Source organism: Marinobacter sp. X15-166B, assembly GCF_001752365.1.
GTDB lineage: Bacteria > Pseudomonadota > Gammaproteobacteria > Pseudomonadales > Oleiphilaceae > Marinobacter.
On sequence record NZ_MEIY01000001.1, the window covers coordinates 743,741 to 764,986 of the forward strand.

Consider the following 21,246-nt stretch of genomic DNA (forward strand, 5'->3'; position numbering starts at 1 on the left):
CTGTTCCGGAATTCGTTGCGGTCGCAAACACAAACGCCGCCCGGGAGGGCGGCGTTGGCACTGGTTACTGGTCACACGGCATGATCAGGACAAACCCACGCTGCACATCAGTGCTCGCCGGCAGGCTTGCCTACGCCGCCGGAGCGGCGCGCGTCGTCCGCCTTGCTATCAACCGCGGATGTGTCGGTGGGTTCTGCCGGTGTCACACCCCCACCAGCCGAACCGCTGTCGTCCCAACCCTTGGGGGGGCGGGGCTCCCGGCCTGCCATGATGTCGTCAATCTGATGACGGTCAATGGTCTCGTACTTCATCAGCGCGCTCGCCATGCTTTCCAGCTTGTCGCGGTTTTCGATCAACAGCCTGCGGGCGGTCTCGTAGCACTCATCGATGATGTTGCGCACTTCTTCATCGATGCGCTGCGCCGTTTCCGGCGAGTAGACCGTATGCGCCTGGCCCGCAGAGCGGCCGAGAAACGGCTCTTCACTGTCGGTATCGTACTGCAGCGGTCCCAGCTTTTCCGACAACCCCCAGCGGGCGACCATGTTGCGCGCCAGCTCGGTGGCCCGCTTGATGTCGTTGGACGCACCGGTGGTGACGCCGTCGAAGCCCAGGGTCAGCTCTTCCGCCAGGCGTCCGCCATAGAGGCTGCAAATCTGGCCAATCAGCGAGCGCTTGCTGTGGCTGTATCGATCTTCTTCCGGCAGGAACATGGTCACGCCCAGCGCCCGTCCCCGCGGAATGATGCTGACCTTGTAAACCGGGTCGTGCTCGGGCATCAGACGCCCGATAATGGCGTGTCCGGCTTCGTGGTAGGCCGTATTCAGCTTTTCCTTTTCGTTCATCACCATGGATTTGCGCTCGGCGCCCATCATGATTTTATCCTTGGCCAGCTCCAGCTCTTCCATGGACACCAGGCGCTGGTCACGGCGCGCGGCAAACAGCGCCGCCTCGTTGATCAGGTTGGCCAGATCAGCCCCGGAGAAGCCCGGCGTACCCCGCGCCAGCAGGGCCGGCTCAACGCCGTCTGCCAACGGCACCTTCTTCATGTGCACGCGCAGAATGTGCTCCCGCCCGATGATGTCCGGCAGGCTCACCACCACCTGGCGGTCAAAGCGGCCCGGGCGCAACAACGCCGGATCCAGCACGTCCGGACGGTTGGTCGCCGCAATAACAATGACCCCTTCGTTGCCTTCAAAGCCATCCATCTCTACCAGCAACTGGTTCAGGGTCTGCTCACGCTCGTCGTGTCCTCCCCCCATGCCGGCACCCCGGTGACGGCCGACCGCGTCGATCTCGTCAATGAAGATGATGCACGGACTCTGCTTCTTGGCCTGCTCAAACATGTCCCGCACCCGGGAAGCACCGACACCCACAAACATTTCGACGAAGTCGGAACCGGAAATCGAGAAGAACGGCACCTTGGCCTCACCGGCAATGGCTTTCGCCAGCAGGGTCTTACCGGTACCCGGCGGCCCCACCATCAGCACACCCTTGGGAATGCGTCCGCCCAGACGCTGGAACTTGCTGGGATCCCGCAGGAAGTCGACGATTTCCTTGACGTCTTCTTTGGCCTCGTCCACCCCGGCCACGTCGGCAAACGTGGTTTTGATCTGGTCTTCGCTCATCAGCCGGGCTTTGCTCTTACCAAAGGACATGGGGCCCTTGCCACCGCCCCCGCCCTGCATCTGCCGCATGAAAAACATGAACAGCGCGATGATGATGAGGATCGGGAAAGCAGCCACCAGCAGCTGAGTCCACAGACTCTGGCGCTCCGGCTCTTTACCCACCACTTCCACCTTGTTGGCCAGCAGATCGTCCATCAGCTTGTTATCGGCCACCTGGGGGCGGATGGTTTCAAAGCGTGAACCATCGCTGCGGGTACCCTGAATTTCCAGCCCGTCAATGGTGACCTGCTGGACCTGTCCCTGCTGTACCATCTCTACAAACTGGGAATAATTTACTTGCTGCCCACTGGTTGTTGGTGTGAAATTTTGAAACACCATCAACAGTACAGCGGCTATGATCAGCCAAAGAACCAGATTTTTTGCCATATCGTTCAAGGATCGTCACCTGTGAATTGAAAGATCGCCCACTGTTTGTAAAGCAGCAAACCAAACCTTTGTTGACACCTTACACCAATTGTACGTCCGTCGACCAGATTCGGCCCAACCGCATTTAATTGCCAACCGGAATAAAGGCCCGTCTTCTGATGTTGGGTTGCGCACTCAAATTACAATGGTTGTGAGCCAATTTTGCCCAAATAGTTCAACACCCGGCACCGTCAACAAGTGCGAATGGCCGTTTTCTGGCCGCCACTATCTGTTACAATCCCGCAATTATACGTGCTTGCCGGTCAATATGCCGCTGACGTTTTGTTAATCGCCACCATTGAGAGAGTGCATCATGAGCTTTTCGCCTGAACAGCGTCGCGAATACCGGGCGATTGCCCACAACCTGAAGCCGGTCATCACCATCGGTGACAAAGGGCTTACCGAAAACCTCACCCAGGAGCTGGACCGCGCCCTCAGCGACCACGAGCTGATCAAGGTGAAAATTGCCAGCACCGACCGGGAAGCGCGCCAGGCCATTATCGCCGAACTGTGCAAAACCTCCGGTGCCCAGCTGGTGCAGAGCATCGGTAAAATGGCGGTCATTCTGCGTCGCGCCCGCAAGCCCAACCCCAGGCTGTCCAACCTGATCCGCCATAGCAGCTGACCTACCATTAAAAAAGCCGGCCCCTTGATACTGCCCGGGGCCGGCCTTTACGCACCACCTCTGTCTCAGAGGTGCTCGACGGACTCGATCTCATACTCGACGGTGCCCGCCGGCACACGAATCGCCACCACATCGCCTTCATTCTTACCGATCAGCGCACGCGCGATGGGGGAGGACACGGAGATTTTGCCGGCCCTGATATCGGCCTCATCCTCACCACAAATCTGATAGGTCACCTGCTCATCGCTGTCCACGTTGAGCAACTGCACAGTGACCCCGAACACCACCTTGCCGGTGTTGGGGATTGCGGTGACGTCGATCACCTGCGCCGACGACAACTTGCCTTCGATTTCCTGAATACGCCCCTCAATGAAGCTTTGCTGCTCACGGGCGGCGTGGTATTCGGCGTTCTCTTTGAGATCGCCGTGCTCACGCGCGGTGGCAATGGCCTCAATCACCTTGGGCCGCTCCACCGATTTTAACTGTTGCAACTCCTCCCGCAGGCGGCTTTCGCCTGCAAGAGTCATGGGCACTCGAATTGTCATAGCGTTATTTTCCTGCATGCAGGTCCTGGAGACGGCGTACGGTGCGCTCCGGACCAAACTTAATCGCCCGGCAGAGCGCTTCGCCCCCTGCCAGCGTCGTAGTGTAGGTGGTTTTGGTTTGCAAGGCTGACTGACGGATTTGCGCCGAGTCGACAACCGCCTTGCGTCCTTCTGTGGTGTTGACAATCAACTGCACCTGGCCGTTCTTGATGGCGTCCACGATGTGCGGGCGTCCTTCGTTCACCTTATTGACGCGCACCACGTCGATACCCGCCTCGGCCAGCGCTGCCGCCGTGCCGGTGGTGGCAATAATGTTGAATCCGGCATCAATCAGATCCCGGGCCACACGGGCCACACCCGGCTTGTCCACATCCCGCACCGAAATGAACGCGGTACCCTGCTTCGGCAACGTGTCCCCCGCGGCCAGGGCTGCTTTGGCAAAGGCTTCGTCAAAACTGTCACCAATTCCCATGACCTCACCGGTGGACTTCATTTCCGGCCCCAGTATCGGGTCCACGGTCGGGAATTTGTTGAACGGGAACACCGACTCCTTGACCGAGAAATAGGTTGGCACGATTTCTTCGGTGAAATTCTGCTCGGCCAGGGAGATACCCGCCATGCAGCGGGCCGCAACCTTGGCCAGCGACACACCGATCGCCTTTGACACAAACGGCACCGTGCGCGACGCCCTGGGGTTCACTTCGATCACGTAGATCTTTTCATCCTGCCATGCCAGCTGGACGTTCATCAAGCCGACCACCTCCAGTTCCAGCGCCATCTTGCGTACCGCTTCGCGCATGGCGTCCTGCACCCGGGCAGGCAAGGTGTAGGGCGGCAGGGACGACGCGGAGTCACCGGAATGCACCCCGGCCTGCTCGATATGCTGCATGATACCGCCGATGACCACGTCTTTGCCGTCACAAATGGCATCAATGTCGATCTCGATCGCAGCGTTCAGGAAGCGGTCCAGCAACACCGGACTGTCGTTGGACACCAAGACCGCATCGCGCATGTAGCGGGTCAGCTCAGCCTCGTTGTACACCACTTCCATGGCGCGCCCACCCAGCACATAGGAGGGACGGACCACCAGCGGGTAGCCAATATCCCGGGCCGAAACCAGCCCTTCGTCCAGACTGCGCACCGTCGCGTTCTCCGGTTGCAACAACCCCAGTCGCTGAATCATCTGCTGAAAGCGTTCACGGTCTTCGGCGCGGTCAATGGCTTCGGGGCTGGTACCGATTATCGGCACACCGGCCGCTTCCAGCCCACGGGCCAGCTTCAGCGGGGTCTGCCCACCGTACTGGACAATCACCCCTTTGGGCTGTTCGAGGTGGACGATTTCCAGCACGTCCTCCAGGGTCACCGACTCGAAATACAGCCGGTCGGAGGTGTCGTAATCCGTGGACACGGTTTCCGGGTTGCAGTTGACCATGATGGTCTCGAAGCCATCCTCGCGCAGCGCCAGCGCGGCGTGCACGCAGCAATAATCAAACTCGATACCCTGGCCGATCCGGTTGGGACCACCACCGATGACAATGATTTTATCGCGCCCGGTCGGCTGCGCCTCGCACTCTTCCTCGTAGGTCGAATACATATAGGCCGTCGTGGACGGAAATTCGGCCGCACAGGTATCCACCCGTTTGTAAACCGGGCGCACCCCCAAATCGTGGCGTAACTTGCGCACACTGGCTTCAGAAATGCCCAGCAGATGGGCCAGACGCACATCCGCAAAGCCCTTGCGCTTGAGCCGGAACAGAGTGGCGTAATCCACGTCCATTTTACCTGCGGCCCTGAGGCCCTGCTCTTCGCGGATCAGGTCTTCAATCTGCACCAGATACCAGGGGTCGATCCGGGTGTGCTGGTGGACTTCAGCGACGCTCATGCCGTGACGGAAGGCATCACCGATATACCAGATGCGTTCGGCCCCGGGCACGTTCAGCTCGCGAATCAGGGTTTCCTGCCCTTCTTTGGTGTTCGCATCCACCTGCTCTTCAAAGCCACTGGAACCCACTTCCAGACCACGCAGTGCTTTCTGCAAAGATTCCTGGAAGGTGCGGCCAATCGCCATGACCTCACCCACAGACTTCATCTGTGTGGTCAGCCGGGCATCCGCCTGGGGAAACTTCTCAAAGGTGAAGCGGGGAATTTTGGTGACCACGTAGTCGATGCTGGGCTCGAACGACGCGGGCGTGACCCCGCCGGTGATCTCGTTGCGCAACTCGTCCAGGGTAAAACCAACCGCCAGTTTGGCGGCGATCTTGGCGATCGGGAAACCGGTGGCCTTGGAGGCCAGTGCGGAGGAGCGGGACACCCGGGGGTTCATCTCGATGACCACCATGCGGCCGGTATCGGGATGAATCCCGAACTGCACATTGGAGCCGCCGGTTTCCACGCCGATCTCCCGCATCACCGCCAGGGAGGCGCTGCGCATGATCTGGAATTCTTTGTCGGTCAGGGTCTGCGCCGGTGCGACGGTGATGGAATCACCGGTATGCACGCCCATGGCGTCAAAATTTTCAATGGAACAGACGATGATGCAGTTGTCCGCCGAATCGCGCACCACTTCCATCTCGTACTCTTTCCAGCCGATGAGTGATTCGTCAATCAGCAGCTCGTTGGTGGGCGACAGTTCCAACCCCCGGGCGCAGATTTCTTCGAACTCGTCCCGGTTATAGGCGATACCACCGCCCGAGCCGCCCATGGTGAACGACGGCCGAATGATGCAGGGGAAGCCGATACGCTGGGAGATCTCGTGCGCTTCTTCCATGGAGTGGGCGATTTCAGCGCGGGGACACTCCAGCCCGATGGCTTTCATGGCCGCGTCAAAGCGGCTGCGGTCTTCGGCCTTGTCGATGGTGTCGGCATTGGCGCCGATCATTTCCACACCGTACTTTTCCAGCACACCGTGTTCTTCAAGATCCAGTGCGCAGTTCAGCGCGGTCTGCCCACCCATGGTCGGCAACAGGGCGTCCGGGCGCTCCTGCTCAATAATTTTGGCGACTGTTTCCCAGGTAATCGGTTCGATGTAGGTGGCATCGGCCATGGCCGGATCGGTCATGATCGTGGCCGGGTTCGAGTTCACCAGAATGACCCGGTACCCTTCTTCACGAAGTGCTTTACAGGCCTGGGCTCCGGAGTAATCAAACTCGCACGCTTGTCCGATCACAATCGGGCCTGCCCCCAGGATTAGAATGCTTTGAATATCGGTACGCTTTGGCATGTTTTGGTAAACCCGTCAGCAACAATAAATTTCATGCAGCGCGAAACGCTGTACTTGATGGCCGGTGATTTCGGCTCAGCCCTGGTGCACTTCCATCATCTGGATAAATTCGTCGAACAGGGTCGCGACGTCGCCCGGACCGGGGCTTGCTTCCGGATGGCCCTGAAACCCGAAGGCCGGCGTATCCGTCCGGCGTATACCCTGCAAAGTATTGTCAAACAAGGACTTATACGTCGGCTGCAGGTTGTCCGGCAAGCTGGTCTCGTCCACCGCGAAACCGTGATTCTGGCTGGTGATCATGACCGTGCCGGTGCTCAGATTCTGCACCGGGTGGTTGGCACCGTGATGACCGGTGGTCATCTTCACGGTCTGCGCACCGCTGGCCAGAGCCATCAGCTGGTACCCCAGACAAATGCCGAACACCGGTACACCGGCGCCCATCACCTCGCGCACCGCCTCGATGGCGTAATCGCACGCTTGCGGGTCGCCGGGGCCATTGGACAGGAAGATCCCGTCGGGCTGCATCGCCAGCACCTCGGCAGCGGGGGTCTGCGCCGGAACCACGGTAATGTCGCACCCACGGGAGGCCAGCATTCTCAGAATGTTGAACTTGACGCCGTAATCCCAGGCCACCACTTTGAAGCGGGCCTCGTGTTGCTCACCGTACCCCTGCCCCAGCGCCCATTCGGTCTGCTTCCAGGGGTGAATTTCCTGGCAGCTGACTTCTTTGGCCAGATCCATCCCCTCCAGACCGGGGAACGCCTGGGCCAGCTTCAACGCCTGCTCGGCGGTGGCGTCGGGGCCGGCGACGATGGCGCCACTCTGGGCGCCTTTATCACGCAGAATGCGGGTCAGGCGGCGGGTATCGATGCCGGCGATGCCAACAACGTTGTTGTCCCGCAGGTAGGCGTCCAGGGTGCCGGTACTGCGGAAGTTACTGGCCATCAGCGGCAAGTCACGAATGATCAGGCCAGCCGCCTGGACGCGGTCCGACTCGGTGTCTTCGTCATTGACACCGGTGTTGCCTATATGAGGATAGGTCAGCGTTACGATCTGGCGGGCATAAGACGGGTCGGTCAGCATTTCCTGGTACCCGGTCATGGCCGTATTAAAAACAACCTCACCGCTGGCTGCTGTTTCAGCGCCAATGGAAGTGCCGTAGAACAGACTTCCGTCTGCGAGCGCAAGGATGGCTGGGCTACTCAAGGCAAGTGTACTCAAGGCTTGTATCCTCATCGGGTGGCGTATGGTCAGCTCCGAATCGAGGCTGCTCTGTCACTGAAGCAGAGCAACCCCCAACGTCACGAACAGGAACGCAAGCGCAAATTCAGGTCGCAAAAAAGCGAGAGGGAGCTGTTTGCCCCGTCCCGCTTTTTCGTTGCCAGCATATCAAAGCTACGCTTGGTGCAGTTAAAACGCCTTATTGTAAAAAATCAGGCCTGCGCTGTCCATGGCAATCGCACCCGCCTACTTCAGCGACAGCACATCCTGCATGTCATACAGGCCCGCCGGCTTGCCGGTCAACCACTTGGCTGCGCGCACCGCCCCCTTCGCGAAAGTCATGCGACTGCTGGCCTTATGGGTGATCTCAACCCGCTCGCCGATGCCCGCAAACAGCACGGTGTGGTCGCCCACCACGTCACCGGCCCGGATGGTTTCGAACCCGATCTCGGTGCGCGTACGCTCTCCGGTAAACCCCTCCCGGCCATACACCGCACAGGCCTGCAGGTCGCGGCCGAGCGCGTCGGCCACCTCTTCGCCCATGCGCAACGCGGTCCCGGACGGGGCATCCTTTTTGTACCGGTGGTGCGCCTCGATGATTTCCACATCGTAATCATCACCCAAGGTTTGGGCCGCGGTGCGCAACAGATTGAGCACCACATTCACCCCAACGCTCATGTTCGGCGCGAACACCACCGGTACGTGCGCGGCGTCAGCTTCCAGCTGCATTTTTTCCGCCTCGGTCAGACCGGTGGTGCCGATGACCATGGACTTGCCGTGCTGCCGGCAAAAGGCCAGGTTTTCCAGCGTCAGATCCGGGAAGGTAAAATCGATCAACACATCGAAGTGCTCCCCGGCGTCTGCCAGCGCGCCCACCAACGGCACCCCGGATTTACCGATACCGGCCACCTCGCCCGCATCCGCACCAATCAGGGAGCTTTCCGGATTGACGATTGCAGCACTCAACTGCATCCCATCCGCCTCATTGACGGCCTCAATAAGCGCCTTGCCCATGCGGCCCGCCGCACCCGTAATCGCCACCCTGATCATATTGGTCCTTAGAGTTTCATTTCATCAAAAAAGTTCTTTACCCCTTCAAACCACGAAGTCTTCTTGGGGGCGTGCTGATTCCCGCTGGAGCCGTCCAGGGTTGTCTGGAACTCGGCGAGCAATTCTTTTTGCTGCTTGGTCAGACTGACCGGGGTTTCGACGATCACCCGACACAGCAGATCACCCGCCGGTCCGCCGCGCACCGGACTCACCCCTTTGCCGCGCAACCGGAACAGTTTGCCGGTCTGGGTTTCTGCGGGGATCTTCAGCTTGACCCGGCCATCCAGGGTGGGCACTTCCAGTTCACCTCCCAGGGCCGCGTCGACGATGCTGATGGGCACTTCACAATACAGGTTGCTGCCATCACGGGTAAACAAGGCGTGCTCGCGCACCGCGATCTGGACGTACAGATCACCGGCCGGACCACCATCCACACCGGCCTCACCCTCACCGGACAATCGGATGCGGTCGCCGGTATCCACACCGGGCGGCACCTTGACCGACAGGGTCTTCTCTTCCTGTACCCGTCCGGCTCCCCGGCATACCTTGCACGGATTCTTGATGATGGTGCCGGCGCCGCGACAGCCCGGGCAGGCTTGCTGCACGGTAAAGAACCCCTGCTGCATGCGCACCTGACCCATACCGTTACAGGTGGTGCAGGTTTCAGGCTTGCTGCCCTTTTCGGCCCCGGTGCCATCACAGGGTTCGCACTCGACGTGCCCGGGCACCCGGATTTTCACGGTCTTACCGCGCACGGCCTCTTCAAGTTCCAGCTCCAGGGTATAACGGAGATCGGCACCCCGGGTGTTGCGCCCGCGGCCACCACCGCCCCCGAAAATATCGCCGAAAACATCGCCGAATATGTCCGAAAAACTGCCACCGCCACCGCCGAATCCGCCGGCCTGGCCATCCACCCCGGCATGACCGAACTGATCATAGGCGGCCCGCTTTTGCGCATCGACCAGAACGTCGTAAGCCTCGGTGGCTTCCTTGAACTTATCTTCCGCGTCGGCATCGTCCGAATTACGATCCGGGTGATACCTCATGGCAAGCCTGCGGTACGCCCGCTTAACTTCCTTCTCGTCGGCATCCCGGGAAACACCGAGAATTTCGTAATAATCGCGCTTGGCCATGCTTATAAATCCTGTTTACGCCTTCTCTCTGCGGAAGGCCTGTGTCTGCAAAAGTATAGGTTTGACGACTTGTGACGCTTTCAACGAGGAAAAACGCGGAGACGAATCCCCGCGTTTTTCTCAGACGTCACTCATACCGGCATTACCGCTTGTCGTCGTCTTTGACTTCTTCAAACTCGGCGTCAACCGCGTCGTCACTCGCCTGTTCGGCAGACGCGTCCTGACCACCGGCCTGAGCGGCCTGATCGGCGTACATTTTCTCAGCCATGGCCGAGGACACTTCGGTCAGCTTCTGGGTCTTGGCTTCGATGTCGTCCTTGTCAGAACCGGCGAGGGCTTCTTCGAGATCCTTGACGGCCGCCTCGATGCTCTCTTTCTCGCTGTCGCTGACCTTGTCACCGGCCTCACTCAGGGTCTTGCGCACGGTGTGTACCATGGCATCACCGGCGTTACGGGCCTGAACCAGCTCTTCGAACTTGCGGTCTTCCTCGGCATTCGCTTCGGCGTCAGAAACCATTTTATCGATTTCTTCTTCGCTCAGTCCAGACGAGGCCTTGATCACGATAGACTGCTCTTTTCCGGTCGCCTTGTCCTGCGCCGACACGTTCAGAATACCGTTGGCGTCGATATCGAAGGTGACTTCGATTTGCGGCAGGCCGCGCGGCGCCGGCGGAATGTCGGCCAGATCAAAGCGGCCCAGCGACTTGTTCTGACTGGCCTGCTTACGCTCACCCTGAACAACGTGGATGGTAACTGCCGTCTGGTTGTCATCCGCGGTCGAGAAAATCTGCGACTTCTTGGTCGGAATGGTGGTGTTCTTTTCAATCAGCGGCGTAGCCACGCCACCCATGGTTTCAATACCCAGAGTCAGCGGCGTGACGTCGAGCAGCAGCACGTCTTTGACGTCACCGGACAGAACCGCAGCCTGGATAGCGGCACCCATGGCCACCGCTTCGTCCGGGTTCACGTCCCGGCGCGCTTCCTTGCCGAAGAAGTTTTTCACTTTCTCCTGCACCAGCGGCATCCGTGTCTGTCCACCGACCAGGATGACCTCGTCGATGTCACTGTTGCTCAGACCGGCGTCTTTCAGCGCGATCTTGCACGGCTCCAGACTGCGATCAACCAGATCTTCCACCAACGACTCCAGCTTGGCGCGGGTCAGCTTGACGTTCATGTGCTTGGGCCCGCTGGCATCGGCAGTGATGTACGGCAGGTTGACGTCAGTCTGCTGACTGCTGGACAGCTCGATCTTGGCCTTTTCGCCCGCTTCTTTCAGGCGCTGCATGGCCAGCGAGTCGCCGCGCAGATCAATACCGCTGTCCTTCTTGAACTGGTCGGCCAGGAATTCGATGATTTTCATATCGAAGTCTTCACCACCCAGGAAGGTATCACCGTTGGTGGACAAGACTTCAAACTGGTGCTCGCCGTCGACGTCGGCAATTTCAATGATCGACAGGTCGAAGGTACCGCCACCCAGGTCGTACACGGCTACCGTGCGGTCACCGGTTTGTTTGTCAAGACCGTAGGCCAGCGCAGCCGCGGTCGGCTCGTTGATGATCCGCTTGACGTCCAGTCCGGCAATGCGGCCGGCGTCTTTGGTGGCCTGACGCTGACTGTCGTTGAAGTATGCGGGTACCGTGATAACAGCTTCGGTAACCGTCTCTCCCAGGTAGTCTTCCGCCGTCTTCTTCATTTTCTGCAGGATTTCAGCGGACACCTGTGGCGGTGCCATTTTCTGGCCTTTAACGTCTACCCAGGCGTCGCCGTTATCCGCCTTGGTGATGGTGTAAGGCACCATCTTGATGTCTTTCTGTACCACGTCGTCTTCGTAACGGCGGCCAATCAGACGCTTGATCGCGTAAATGGTGTTTTGCGGGTTGGTCACCGCCTGGCGTTTGGCCGACTGGCCCACCAGGATTTCGTTATCATCGGTATAGGCGATGATGGAAGGCGTGGTACGATCGCCTTCAGCGTTCTCGATGACCCGAACCTTGCCGCCATCCATGATGGCCACACAAGAGTTGGTGGTTCCCAGGTCAATACCAATTATTTTGCTCATAGATTCGCTCCAATTCGTTTTTCAATCCGGTTCAAGCTGTTACAGCAGGCGCTACTGGCAATTACTGCTTATATTGGCGCTTTTTTGAATTTTTCAAGCCTGCTCATCAATTTTTGGTGCATCCTCTGCCTTGGCCACCACCACCATGGCCGGCCGAACCAGGCGGTCATTCAGCGTATACCCCTTCTGCACCACGGCCACCACACTGTTGGGCTCAGCCTCGGGCGCAGGCACCATCGACATGGCCTCGTGAAGCTGGGGGTCAAACGGCTCACCCAGCGGGTTCAACTGTTCCACGCCAAATTTTTTCAGGCTGCCCAGATACAATGCGAGGGTCATCTCGATTCCTTCACGCATGGACACCACCAGCGCATCACCCTCGGCGTCGCCGGCCGTGCTTTCCACAGCTTTTTCGAGACTGTCGGCTACCGGCAACAACTCTTTGACCATCCGTTCCAGGCCAAACTTGCGGGCTTTTTCCACGTCCATTTCGGCCCGGCGGCGCACGTTTTGCATTTCCGCCTGCAGGCGCAGCATCTGGTCATTCAGATCCTGTACCTGATCACGCAGCGCGTCTGCTTCGTTTTCCGGTCCGGAAGCTGCCTCGGGTTGCTCCTCTACCCCGGAAACCGACTCTTCCGCCGTACCCTGCAAATCATCTTCCAATTGGTCATTGCGGTTTTCATCAGTGCTCATGAGCGACTCCTGATTGGTTGTGGATGGCCTGCCATCAAGGCCGGTGCATAAAGTTCCCGGCGGACATCCCCCGAGTTAACTGGTTTGCGAACCGATATGGGGACGCGTCTGACGGGTTTCAACCGCCCAAAACGGCAATTTGCATATTGCAAACCAAAAAACACCTGTATACATTTACAAGTACTGTATGTATTGCCAGTACGCATTGTCCGGCGCAGTGTCGACTCAGGCAGGCACTGCAAGGTTACGCAAAAGGAGAAGTGCATGCTCACCCAACTGACCGTCACCAATTACGCCATCGCTGAACGCGTGGAACTGCATTTTCGGGGCGGCATGACCGCACTGACCGGCGAAACCGGTGCCGGCAAGTCGATCGTGCTGGACGCGCTGGGGCTCGCCCTGGGTGGCCGTGCGGACGCCGGCGCCGTCAGGCACGGTGCCAAACGGGCAGACATTACCGCCAGCTTCGACATTTCCCGCATTGACGATGCCGCCAGCTGGCTGAAGCACCACCAACTGGACGACGGCGACGACTGTATCCTGCGCCGCTCCATCAGCCGTGACGGCCGCTCCCGGGCGTACATCAACGGCCAGCCCTGCCCACTGAATCACCTGAAGGTACTGGGCGGTATGCTGATGGACATTCACAGCCAGCACCAGCACCAGTCCTTGCTGCGTAAAGACACCCACCGCAAACTGGTCGACGAGTTTGCCGGCGCCACCGCGCTGGCCCACGACACCCATCAGGCCTGGCAGTCCTGGCACCGCACCCGCAACCTGCTGGCAGAACGCCGGCAGAACGCCGAAGAGAGCGAGGCGCGGGTGCAACTGTTGCGGTATCAGTTCGAAGAACTTGACCGGTTGGGGTTGAGCGCCGGGGAACAACAGCAGCTGGAGCACGAGCAGCAGCAACTCAGCCAGGCGGACGTGATGCTGCAGTGCAGCCAGCAAGCCGCCCTGCTGTGCACCGAGGATGACCTGAACGCCGCCAGCCTGATCCGACAGGCCATCAACCAGCTGGAACAATTGCCCAGCGGGGTCGCCGCGCTGGCCGATGCCCGGCAGATGCTCAGCGAGGCCGAGATTCAGATCAACGAAGCGGGCAACACCCTGCGCCACTTTGTGGAAGACTATGAAGCGGATCCGGCGCGACTGGCGGAAGTGGAAGCGCGGCTCAGCCAGATCTACCAACTGGCCCGAAAACACCGCATCCCACCGGAAGAGCTGCCCGCATTGCATCAGAGCCTGCGCGAAGAACTGGCTGCCCTGGAAAATGGCGAAGGCAGCATCGAACAGCTCGAAGCCGAACTGGCCCGGCACCGTGAACACTACGACACCCTGGCACACAAGCTTTCCGGCGTGCGCGCCGGAGCGGCCCGCAAACTGGACCAGCGGATCGCCGCCGAACTGACGCAGCTGAGCATGCCGGCGGTGCAGTTCGTTACCCACATCCACACCCGCAGCGACGGCGAACCCGGCCCCCACGGCCTGGAAGAGCTGGAGTTTCTGGTCAGTGCCAACCCGGGCCAGCCCGCCCGTCCGCTGTCCAAAGTGGCGTCGGGCGGTGAGTTGTCGCGCATCAGTCTGGCGATTCAGGTAGTCGCCGCGCAAACCTCGACCACCCCCACCCTGGTGTTTGACGAAGTGGATGTGGGCATTGGCGGCGGAACGGCGGAAGTGGTGGGGCGTCTACTGAGGTCGCTGGGCGAAAATGGTCAGGTGATCTGTGTAACCCACTTGCCCCAAGTCGCTGCGCAATGCCATCAGCACCTGTTTGTCAGCAAATTTACCGACGAACAGTCAACTTTCTCGAAAATCGAAGCGCTGGACAGCGAGGGGAGAATCACGGAAGTGGCCCGTATGCTGGGCGGGGTGGATATGACCGAGCAAACCATTGCTCATGCTGCAGAAATGTTCAGCAAAGGCCAGGCAACGCATCACTGATGCCGCTGCCTGAACCCGGAAGCGGTTATTTATCGTCTTTTTTTATCGGCTTCACATACAAGATCAGGCTGTGCTCGACAATTTCAAAGCCGTGTTCAGCCGCGATTTTTTTCTGGCGCTCCTCGATCACGGGATCGAGGAATTCAACGACCTGCCCTGTTTGCGTGCAAACCATGTGATCGTGGTGATCGGTTGCCATTTCGAACACGGCATGGCCGCCCTCAAAGTTATGACGCACCACCAGCCCTGCAGTCTCAAACTGGGTTAATACCCGGTAAACCGTTGCAAGACCGACGTCATCACCCTGTTCCAGCAGTTGCTTGTAAACATCCTCCGCACTCAAGTGATGCTCGGCAGCACTCAAATGGTCCTCTTTCGCGCTCTGCAGGATATTGAAAATCTTTACTCGCGGCAGAGTGACCTTCAAACCAACTTTGCGCAATTCGGCATTTTCAGGTGACATGTTGCTATTCACTCTTTGGTGTACCATCGGCTTCCGGTATCATAAACCGTGTACCTACGTTTCGCCCGGGTCAGAACTGACGCCTGACCGGCATTTCAAGATAGAGGATTTTCCCCGACGATGCAAAAGCTCATGGCACTCGCATTCCTTCTCGCCCTTGCTGGTTGTAGCTTTCCCGGGGTCTATAAAATCAACGTCCAGCAAGGCAACATCCTGCCGAAAGAAGACCTTGCACAACTGACTCCGGGCATGACCCGCTCCCAGGTGCACGCTATCCTGGGCTCGCCGGCCATGCTCAACCCGGTGGACCCCGACGAAGAGTATTATGTTTACACCCTTCAGCGTCAGGGCGGCGATATCCACAAGCAACGGGTGGTGCTCTTTTTCGACGGTGAGCAATACCTCCGCCACGAAGCAGACCTGCTGCCGGAAACCCCCGCCTACTGAACCAGCTTAGCCTCAGCCGGCCGCTTTTCGGGCCCGGTTCAGCCGGGCTTGCTTGGGGTCAATCGTCAACGGCCGATACAGCTCAACCCGGTCGCCCTCGCGCAGCGGGTGATTTTTGGGGTTTTTCACCACCTTGCCGAACACCCCCATGCTCACCGTCTCGAGATCGATTTCGGGAAATTCGACCGCAATACCCGATTGCACTGCGGCGTCGTAGACGGTTGCTTTGGCAGCAACCTTCACGGGAATGATGATCTGACGCTCCGGCGTCGCGTACGCGACCTCCACTTCCATCACGCCCGCGCCTCGCAATACAGCTCATCCGCGCGCCGGCAAAAAGCGTCTACCATGGCTGTTGCCGCCTGATTCACCACGCTGCCAAAGGTCATCCGCGACAACGACCCCGAAAACTCAAATTCCAGACGCAAGGTCACCTTGCAGGCATTGCCTGCCAGCGACTGGAAATTCCAGCGACCGGTCAGGTTGCGAAACGGACCGTCCACCAGGGTCATATGGATGGCTTGCGGGTGGTCCAGCTGATTGCGCGTGGTTAACCGGTGGCGGATACCGCCTTTGGCCACGTCGAGGGACGCCATAATGTGCTGTACGGACTCCTCGTGCACCTCCGCACCGGCGCACCAGGGCAGGAACTCGGGATAACGGGCGATATCGTTCACCAGGTGAAACATGCGCTCGGCGGAATGCATGACCAGCGCGGTCTTGTCTATGTGTTTGGGCATTAATGTGAAGTTTCCTGAACCGGTAAAAGTGTAACCATCCTGGGCCATGATAAATCAAGTCATTGCGAATTAACCAGACAGGACCCTAGTCCGGCACCGCTGCCGGCAGCTCGTGACCGCCGGTGTCAGCGTCCCCGGCGGCGACTTGGGCGAGCGCACGGGGGTTGGTAGCACACAGTTGCCAGCCGTCATCGCCCGCACACACCGATTTGATCGACACCACACTGTAGTGAATACCGATATACGCCACCACCAGCGGCAGCACCAGACGCATCACCCAGAACCATACCCGACCAACGAGCATGGGTAGCGCACCGGCCAGCCGCGCGGTGACCGGGCGCTGCAGGCGCCACACGGTCATGACCGCCAGCAACACACTCACCAACGGCACCAGCACACCACTGGCGAGCAGCTCCAGCCAGCGATACACAGTGCCCCCGGCAAAGCGCACCTCGGACCAGACATTGAATGAGAACACCGTGCCCAGGCCGACGAACCAGACAAGCAGGGCGATGAGCAGCACCGCGCCTTTGCGGGGCACCCCAAGCCATTCCTGCAACCAACCCACCAGAGGCTCCAGCAGGGCAATCGCGGTGCTCCAGGCAATGAGCACCACCATCAGGAACAGCAGCGCAATCACCACCTGACTGGCGGCCACCTCCGTCAGACTCAAAGGCAACGCCAGGAACAGCAGGCCGAACCCCTGCAACCCGACGTCCGGGGTATGGCTTAATACCAGCGCATAAACCATCACCCCGGCCACCACCGCCACCAGCGTATCCATCAGGGCCACCGCAAACACCGACAGCTTCAATTGCACCCGGTCAGGGGTGTAGGCTCCGAACAGAACCCACACCCCCACCCCCAGACCCAGGGTATAAAAGGCATGGAACAACGCGTATTGCAGACTCACCCAGCTCAGCCCGGCCCGGTCGAACACCAAGACGGCGTCGATAGCCAGTGGCAGATTGCCGTGCAGACCGGCGTAGCCCAGCATCCCCAGCAACAATAACAAAAACATCGGGACCACAATCCGCAGGGAACGCTCCAGCCCCTGGCTGACCCCCTGCAGCGACACCGCCACCACCAAAAACAGGAACACCCCGTGCCAGCCCATCAACTGACGATGGTCCCCCGCCTCCGACACCAGACCGGCCAACACCGCGGACGCCTCCCCCGGAGTGACCCCTGACAACCGCCCCAAGGCACCGTAGAATACGTAAGCCAAGCAGAGCGCGCCGATCACCAGGGTAAAGGACAACACCAGAAAACCGGCAACCAGACTGAGGCGGCCGACCCACACCCAGTTTCTGGTCAGCCCGCCCAAGCGCACGTATCGGTCCAGAGTCAGCACAATGCCATGGCGGGCCCTGCGCCCCAGCGCCGCTTCGGTGAGCGCCAGTGGCAGGGTGATCAGCAACAGGCAAGCCAGATACAGGACAATGAACAGCCCGCCTCCGTGCTGGCTCGCCAGATAGGGGAACTGCCATAAATTCCCCAGCCCGACCGTTGCGCCGGTGGCTGCCCAAAAAAAGGTGGACCGCCCGACCCAGGAACCGATTGACGTTGTGTAAGGTGTAGACATCCCGCACTCTGCTCGACACTGAGCCGTTATTGTAGCGGATCGCCGCCCAAACAGGGCATACTGACGGGTTAAACCGCTGATTCCGTGACCGCTCTGGCACTCCTGCGCTACAATCCGCGCATTCGCATGAAATTCCGGATCCGATATACATGAGCAAGAAAAAACCAGGCACCAAAAGCAGCACCATCGCTCTCAACCGAAAAGCGAAACACGAATACCACATCGAGGAACGCTTCGAAGCGGGCATGGTGCTGCTTGGCTGGGAAGTCAAATCGCTGCGGGCTGGCAAAGGCCAGATCACCGACGCCTACGTGTTGCTGAAAGACGGCGAAGCCTTTCTGTTGGGTTCCCACATTCAGCCGCTCACGGAAGCGTCCACCCATGTGATTGCCGACCCCACCCGCACCCGCAAACTGCTGTTGCACGCCCGGGAGCTGGCCAGACTGATCGGCGAAACCAGCAAGTCCGGCCAGACCTGCGTGCCCATGGCACTCTACTGGAAAGGCAACCGGGTGAAGTGTGAAATCGCACTGGTAAAAGGTAAAAAACTGTACGACAAGCGGGCCACTGAAAAAGACCGCGACTGGGATCGCCAGAAACAGCGAATTCTGCGGGAAAACAACGCCATCTGAGGCTGTACACCGTGAGTAAACTGCGCCTGCCCTTGTAATTACCGCCGGCGGCCGCATATACTGTTAACACAAGGGGACGACATGGCTTCGACGCTGGTTGCAAACCCTTGGGTGCATGTCGAGATGGCAGCCAATCTCGTAAATCCAAAGCTGCATATTAATAGTCGCAAACGACGAAAACTACGCACTAGCAGCCTAAGGGCCGCTAGTCGTCCTGACTGGGTCGCCCGTAGCTCAGAGCAACATCTCAGGACGTCATCGCTTACGGGATGCTCCGTTACCCAGAGTTCACTGGCTGACGGCTAAGATTTAAAGAACTCGTCTCTTACACCCTGACCTTCGGGTCGTTCGAGATTAAATCAATAGAAGGATGCTAAGCATGTAGATCTCGAGGCAGAGTGCTGGCGGACGCGGGTTCGATCCCCGCCGTCTCCACCAAATTGAAGCAAATCAGTAGGTTACAGCTAGAAAGGCCGGATGGTACAAACATTTGGTACAGAGGCTTAACCTACTGATGATTTACACCCCACCGTCCTACCTGCTCCAAAGACCTTCTGGCTTTTACTTCCGAAGAGGTGTTCCAAAACATCTGCGCGGACTTATTGGTCACGAGGTGAAACGCTCGTTACGCACAAGTCACCCTCAAAAAGCAAGACAGAAGGCTCAATACCTCGGCGCACTGGTCGGACAACTGTTCAACCACAGGTCATGGCAGAGACTATTGATGTCACTAGATGATAAACAAAGAAAGCGCGTCATCGACGCTTGGCTATCAGCTAGAATTGCGGAATACGAATCAGCACTATACGAGCCTGGCCCCATGAATGGGGATGACAAGGATGAAATGGTCGACATCCAAAGGATGCTGGTCATTGAAGCAAGAGAACGCCTATATCTCCAGCAATACAACTACGTGCGCGACGACGCAAGAAAAATGCTCAGCCGCCTTTCGCTTCCACCCGAGGGTACTGATGACCCCCGCCTTTTACGAGGTCTTCTGGAGGCTGACGTCGACGCGGAGAAGCACCACCTTGGACTTATGCTTGCTGGCACCCTTGAAGGTGATAAATACCTGCAGTCTTTGAAAGAGAGCCGCCCTCACCTTCGACAACAGCCAGAGCCGCTCCCAACGACCCGAAGCACCAAGGAGCTCGTCGATGAGTACCTAGCGTATAAAGCAAGGGAGGTGTCCGACAAATCTCTGCGAGATTACAAAACGTCTTACGATGTCCTTATCGAACTTCTGAATGACCGCCCTCTAGGTGACCTGAAACGCCACGACGCAGTGGAGTTAAGAGATGAGCTCTTGGATTACCCTGTAAACCGCAAGAAAGGTAAAAACTCACAGTTGAGCCTTGAGCAAATCAAGAGCCAAGAGACATGGCAGACCATCAGCAGTAGCACCGCAAACAAACACTACACTCGGTGGGCTATCTTGGCAGGCTGGGCCGTACAGTGGGACTATATCCCCAAAAACTACCTCGAGGGCCTCGCGCCTGAGCCTGACGAAACCAGCAGGCGTGCCTGGAACAACGAGGAGCTCAACTCCATATTCAACCTTATCTCAAACAGAAAAGTCGACCCAGATACTCTGTGGAGCTTCTGGCTACCCCTGCTCGGACTGGTAACCGGAGCAAGGCTTGGGGAATTGTGTGGCCTTCTGGTGAGTGACGTGACCCAAACAGAGTCCGGCACTTGGTACCTTAACTTTGAAAACAACGAACACAGACACCTTAAGAACAAGCAAAGCCGCCGCATGACACCATTGCACCCTGGGCTAATTCCCTTGGGTTTTCTTGAGTTTGTTGAAAACCAGAATTCAGGGCTTCTTTTCCCTTCCCTCGCCTCCTACAGTTCTGAGGCGCTGAGTCATGAGCCGTCTAAATGGTTTGGTCGGTTCAAATCAGGGCTTGAGTACGGTAAAGACGTCAACTTTCATTCTTTCCGGCATCTGATGCGCAACATGCTCTCAGACGTTGAGGCTCAAGACTCCCATATAAAAGGGATTCTTGGTCATGAGCAAGGGGATGTCACTTTTGGGGGTTATGGCGACAGGCTCAAGCCTGACCTACTCGCAAAACATATTGAGGCACTCCCAGTTGCTCAGTACCTGAAACAACAACCCCACTACACTGAGACTCTGAAGTAGCCCCAGCTGGCCCATAAGCAGGAAAAAGCCCTCCAACGGTATGACCCGATGAAAGGCTAAAGGATACAGCTCTCGCTGGCGAGGGAGCTTGAGTCAATCAAGAAAGCCTCCGAAAACCTAGCTGGAGACCACTTAAATCGACACAACGAGATGCATTCACTGCGATCGAGAACGTAACTCCGAGTGTCATGTAGCCTTCTAATACCTCTGTTTTTATGGACGGGCCTAGGGGATTAAACGACTGCCCACCACAAATAGTTTAGATGGGGATGGATAGAAAAAGCCTGCCCTTGCAGTATCGTGAAAACGATAGGGTAGTGACACTCAGACCTCCCGCCCCAAAACCGACTTATAGCTTTGGGGCGGGAGTAAAACTGAAAACGCAACCTGCAACTACCTGCTTTAACAGTGTAATTTAGGTGCTCCCATATTGACGTTAGGTCATAACTATAAGGTGAACTCTGGCCTGAGCACTAAGCCCCTGCTGTCAGCTCTTTAACTATCATGCTCTTATGGAGCAGAGGTAGTAGAGGTAGTAGAGGTAGTAGAGGTAGTAGAGGTAGTAGAGGTAGTAGAGCTACTAAGCCTTAGCTACGACTGGTTGATACCCAAGCGTCCGCTCATACTCTTCAACCATTAGCTGGTGT

The 21,246-nt window shown here is 58.2% G+C and carries 17 protein-coding genes, 1 other RNA gene and 1 pseudogene; 7 read left to right on the forward strand and 12 right to left on the reverse strand.

All coding sequences use genetic code 11. The annotated features are described in order from the left end of the window. Nucleotides 1–107 precede the first annotated feature (107 nt). A complete protein-coding gene (ftsH, locus tag BG841_RS03530; protein WP_228141583.1) occupies nt 108–2,060 on the reverse strand; it encodes an ATP-dependent zinc metalloprotease FtsH in 1,953 nt (650 codons plus the stop codon). Nucleotides 2,061–2,403: 343 nt separating this feature from the next. Between ftsH and yhbY the strand changes: the two genes are divergently transcribed. Beyond that, nucleotides 2,404–2,715, forward strand: a complete 312-nt coding sequence (yhbY, locus tag BG841_RS03535) for a ribosome assembly RNA-binding protein YhbY (RefSeq protein WP_070056391.1) — start codon at nt 2,404–2,406, stop codon at nt 2,713–2,715. A gap of 65 nt (nt 2,716–2,780) precedes the next feature. Here yhbY and greA read toward each other — a convergent pair whose 3' ends face one another. From greA to grpE, 7 genes are all read right to left on the reverse strand, one after another. After that, on the reverse strand, nt 2,781–3,242 hold the full coding sequence (greA, locus tag BG841_RS03540; protein WP_070056392.1) for a transcription elongation factor GreA: 462 nt from the start codon (nt 3,240–3,242) through the stop codon (nt 2,781–2,783). 22 nt (nt 3,243–3,264) lie between these two features. Further along, nucleotides 3,265–6,480 carry a carbamoyl-phosphate synthase large subunit gene (carB, locus tag BG841_RS03545; RefSeq protein WP_070056393.1) on the reverse strand — a complete coding sequence of 1,072 codons (3,216 nt, stop codon included), beginning with the start codon at nt 6,478–6,480 and terminating at the stop codon, nt 3,265–3,267. Between the two features lie 75 nt (nt 6,481–6,555). Beyond that, nucleotides 6,556–7,686: a glutamine-hydrolyzing carbamoyl-phosphate synthase small subunit gene (gene carA / locus BG841_RS03550; RefSeq protein ID WP_070056394.1), complete on the reverse strand. Its 1,131-nt coding sequence runs from the start codon at nt 7,684–7,686 to the stop codon at nt 6,556–6,558. Nucleotides 7,687–7,947: 261 nt separating this feature from the next. Next, on the reverse strand, nt 7,948–8,751 hold the full coding sequence (gene dapB, locus BG841_RS03555; protein WP_228141585.1) for a 4-hydroxy-tetrahydrodipicolinate reductase: 804 nt from the start codon (nt 8,749–8,751) through the stop codon (nt 7,948–7,950). Between the two features lie 8 nt (nt 8,752–8,759). Then, a complete protein-coding gene (gene dnaJ, locus BG841_RS03560) occupies nt 8,760–9,884 on the reverse strand; it encodes a molecular chaperone DnaJ (protein WP_070056395.1) in 1,125 nt (374 codons plus the stop codon). 142 nt (nt 9,885–10,026) lie between these two features. After that, entirely contained in the window at nt 10,027–11,943 is a 1,917-nt protein-coding gene (gene dnaK, locus BG841_RS03565) for a molecular chaperone DnaK (protein ID WP_070056396.1), read from the reverse strand. A gap of 93 nt (nt 11,944–12,036) precedes the next feature. Continuing rightward, a complete protein-coding gene (gene grpE, locus BG841_RS03570; RefSeq protein ID WP_070056397.1) occupies nt 12,037–12,639 on the reverse strand; it encodes a nucleotide exchange factor GrpE in 603 nt (200 codons plus the stop codon). Nucleotides 12,640–12,903: 264 nt separating this feature from the next. Between grpE and recN the strand changes: the two genes are divergently transcribed. Continuing rightward, complete coding sequence (gene recN / locus BG841_RS03575) at nt 12,904–14,583, forward strand: DNA repair protein RecN (RefSeq protein ID WP_070056398.1); 1,680 nt, start codon at nt 12,904–12,906, stop codon at nt 14,581–14,583. 25 nt (nt 14,584–14,608) lie between these two features. Here the strand turns inward: recN and fur are convergent, their stop codons facing one another. After that, nucleotides 14,609–15,046 carry a ferric iron uptake transcriptional regulator gene (gene fur, locus BG841_RS03580; RefSeq protein WP_070056399.1) on the reverse strand — a complete coding sequence of 146 codons (438 nt, stop codon included), beginning with the start codon at nt 15,044–15,046 and terminating at the stop codon, nt 14,609–14,611. A gap of 120 nt (nt 15,047–15,166) precedes the next feature. Between fur and BG841_RS03585 the strand changes: the two genes are divergently transcribed. Continuing rightward, complete coding sequence (locus BG841_RS03585) at nt 15,167–15,493, forward strand: outer membrane protein assembly factor BamE (protein ID WP_070056400.1); 327 nt, start codon at nt 15,167–15,169, stop codon at nt 15,491–15,493. 12 nt (nt 15,494–15,505) lie between these two features. On the opposite strand, the gene BG841_RS03590 is transcribed toward BG841_RS03585, so the two are convergent. The 3 genes from BG841_RS03590 to BG841_RS03600 form a co-directional block, all read right to left on the reverse strand. Next, a complete protein-coding gene (locus BG841_RS03590; RefSeq protein ID WP_070056401.1) occupies nt 15,506–15,787 on the reverse strand; it encodes an RnfH family protein in 282 nt (93 codons plus the stop codon). Then, a complete protein-coding gene (locus BG841_RS03595; RefSeq protein ID WP_070056402.1) occupies nt 15,787–16,233 on the reverse strand; it encodes a type II toxin-antitoxin system RatA family toxin in 447 nt (148 codons plus the stop codon). Before BG841_RS03595 ends, BG841_RS03590 begins: the two co-directional genes overlap by 1 nt. 85 nt (nt 16,234–16,318) lie before the next feature. Beyond that, the gene (locus tag BG841_RS03600) at nt 16,319–17,818 is read right to left on the reverse strand and encodes a sodium-dependent transporter (protein ID WP_070056403.1); all 1,500 of its coding nucleotides are present in this window, start codon (nt 17,816–17,818) and stop codon (nt 16,319–16,321) included. A gap of 149 nt (nt 17,819–17,967) precedes the next feature. Between BG841_RS03600 and smpB the strand changes: the two genes are divergently transcribed. The 4 genes and pseudogenes from smpB (at nt 17,968) to BG841_RS03615 (ending at nt 20,599) form a co-directional block, all read left to right on the forward strand. Then, the gene (gene smpB / locus BG841_RS03605) at nt 17,968–18,450 is read left to right on the forward strand and encodes an SsrA-binding protein SmpB (protein WP_070056404.1); all 483 of its coding nucleotides are present in this window, start codon (nt 17,968–17,970) and stop codon (nt 18,448–18,450) included. A gap of 72 nt (nt 18,451–18,522) precedes the next feature. Further along, nucleotides 18,523–18,888, forward strand: a transfer-messenger RNA (tmRNA) gene (ssrA, locus tag BG841_RS03610). 76 nt (nt 18,889–18,964) lie between these two features. After that, a pseudogene (locus tag BG841_RS17685) lies at nt 18,965–19,138 on the forward strand (DUF6538 domain-containing protein); the annotation flags it as partial. 36 nt (nt 19,139–19,174) lie between these two features. Then, nucleotides 19,175–20,599, forward strand: a complete 1,425-nt coding sequence (locus BG841_RS03615; protein ID WP_070056405.1) for a site-specific integrase — start codon at nt 19,175–19,177, stop codon at nt 20,597–20,599. Nucleotides 20,600–21,246: the final 647 nt, after the last annotated feature.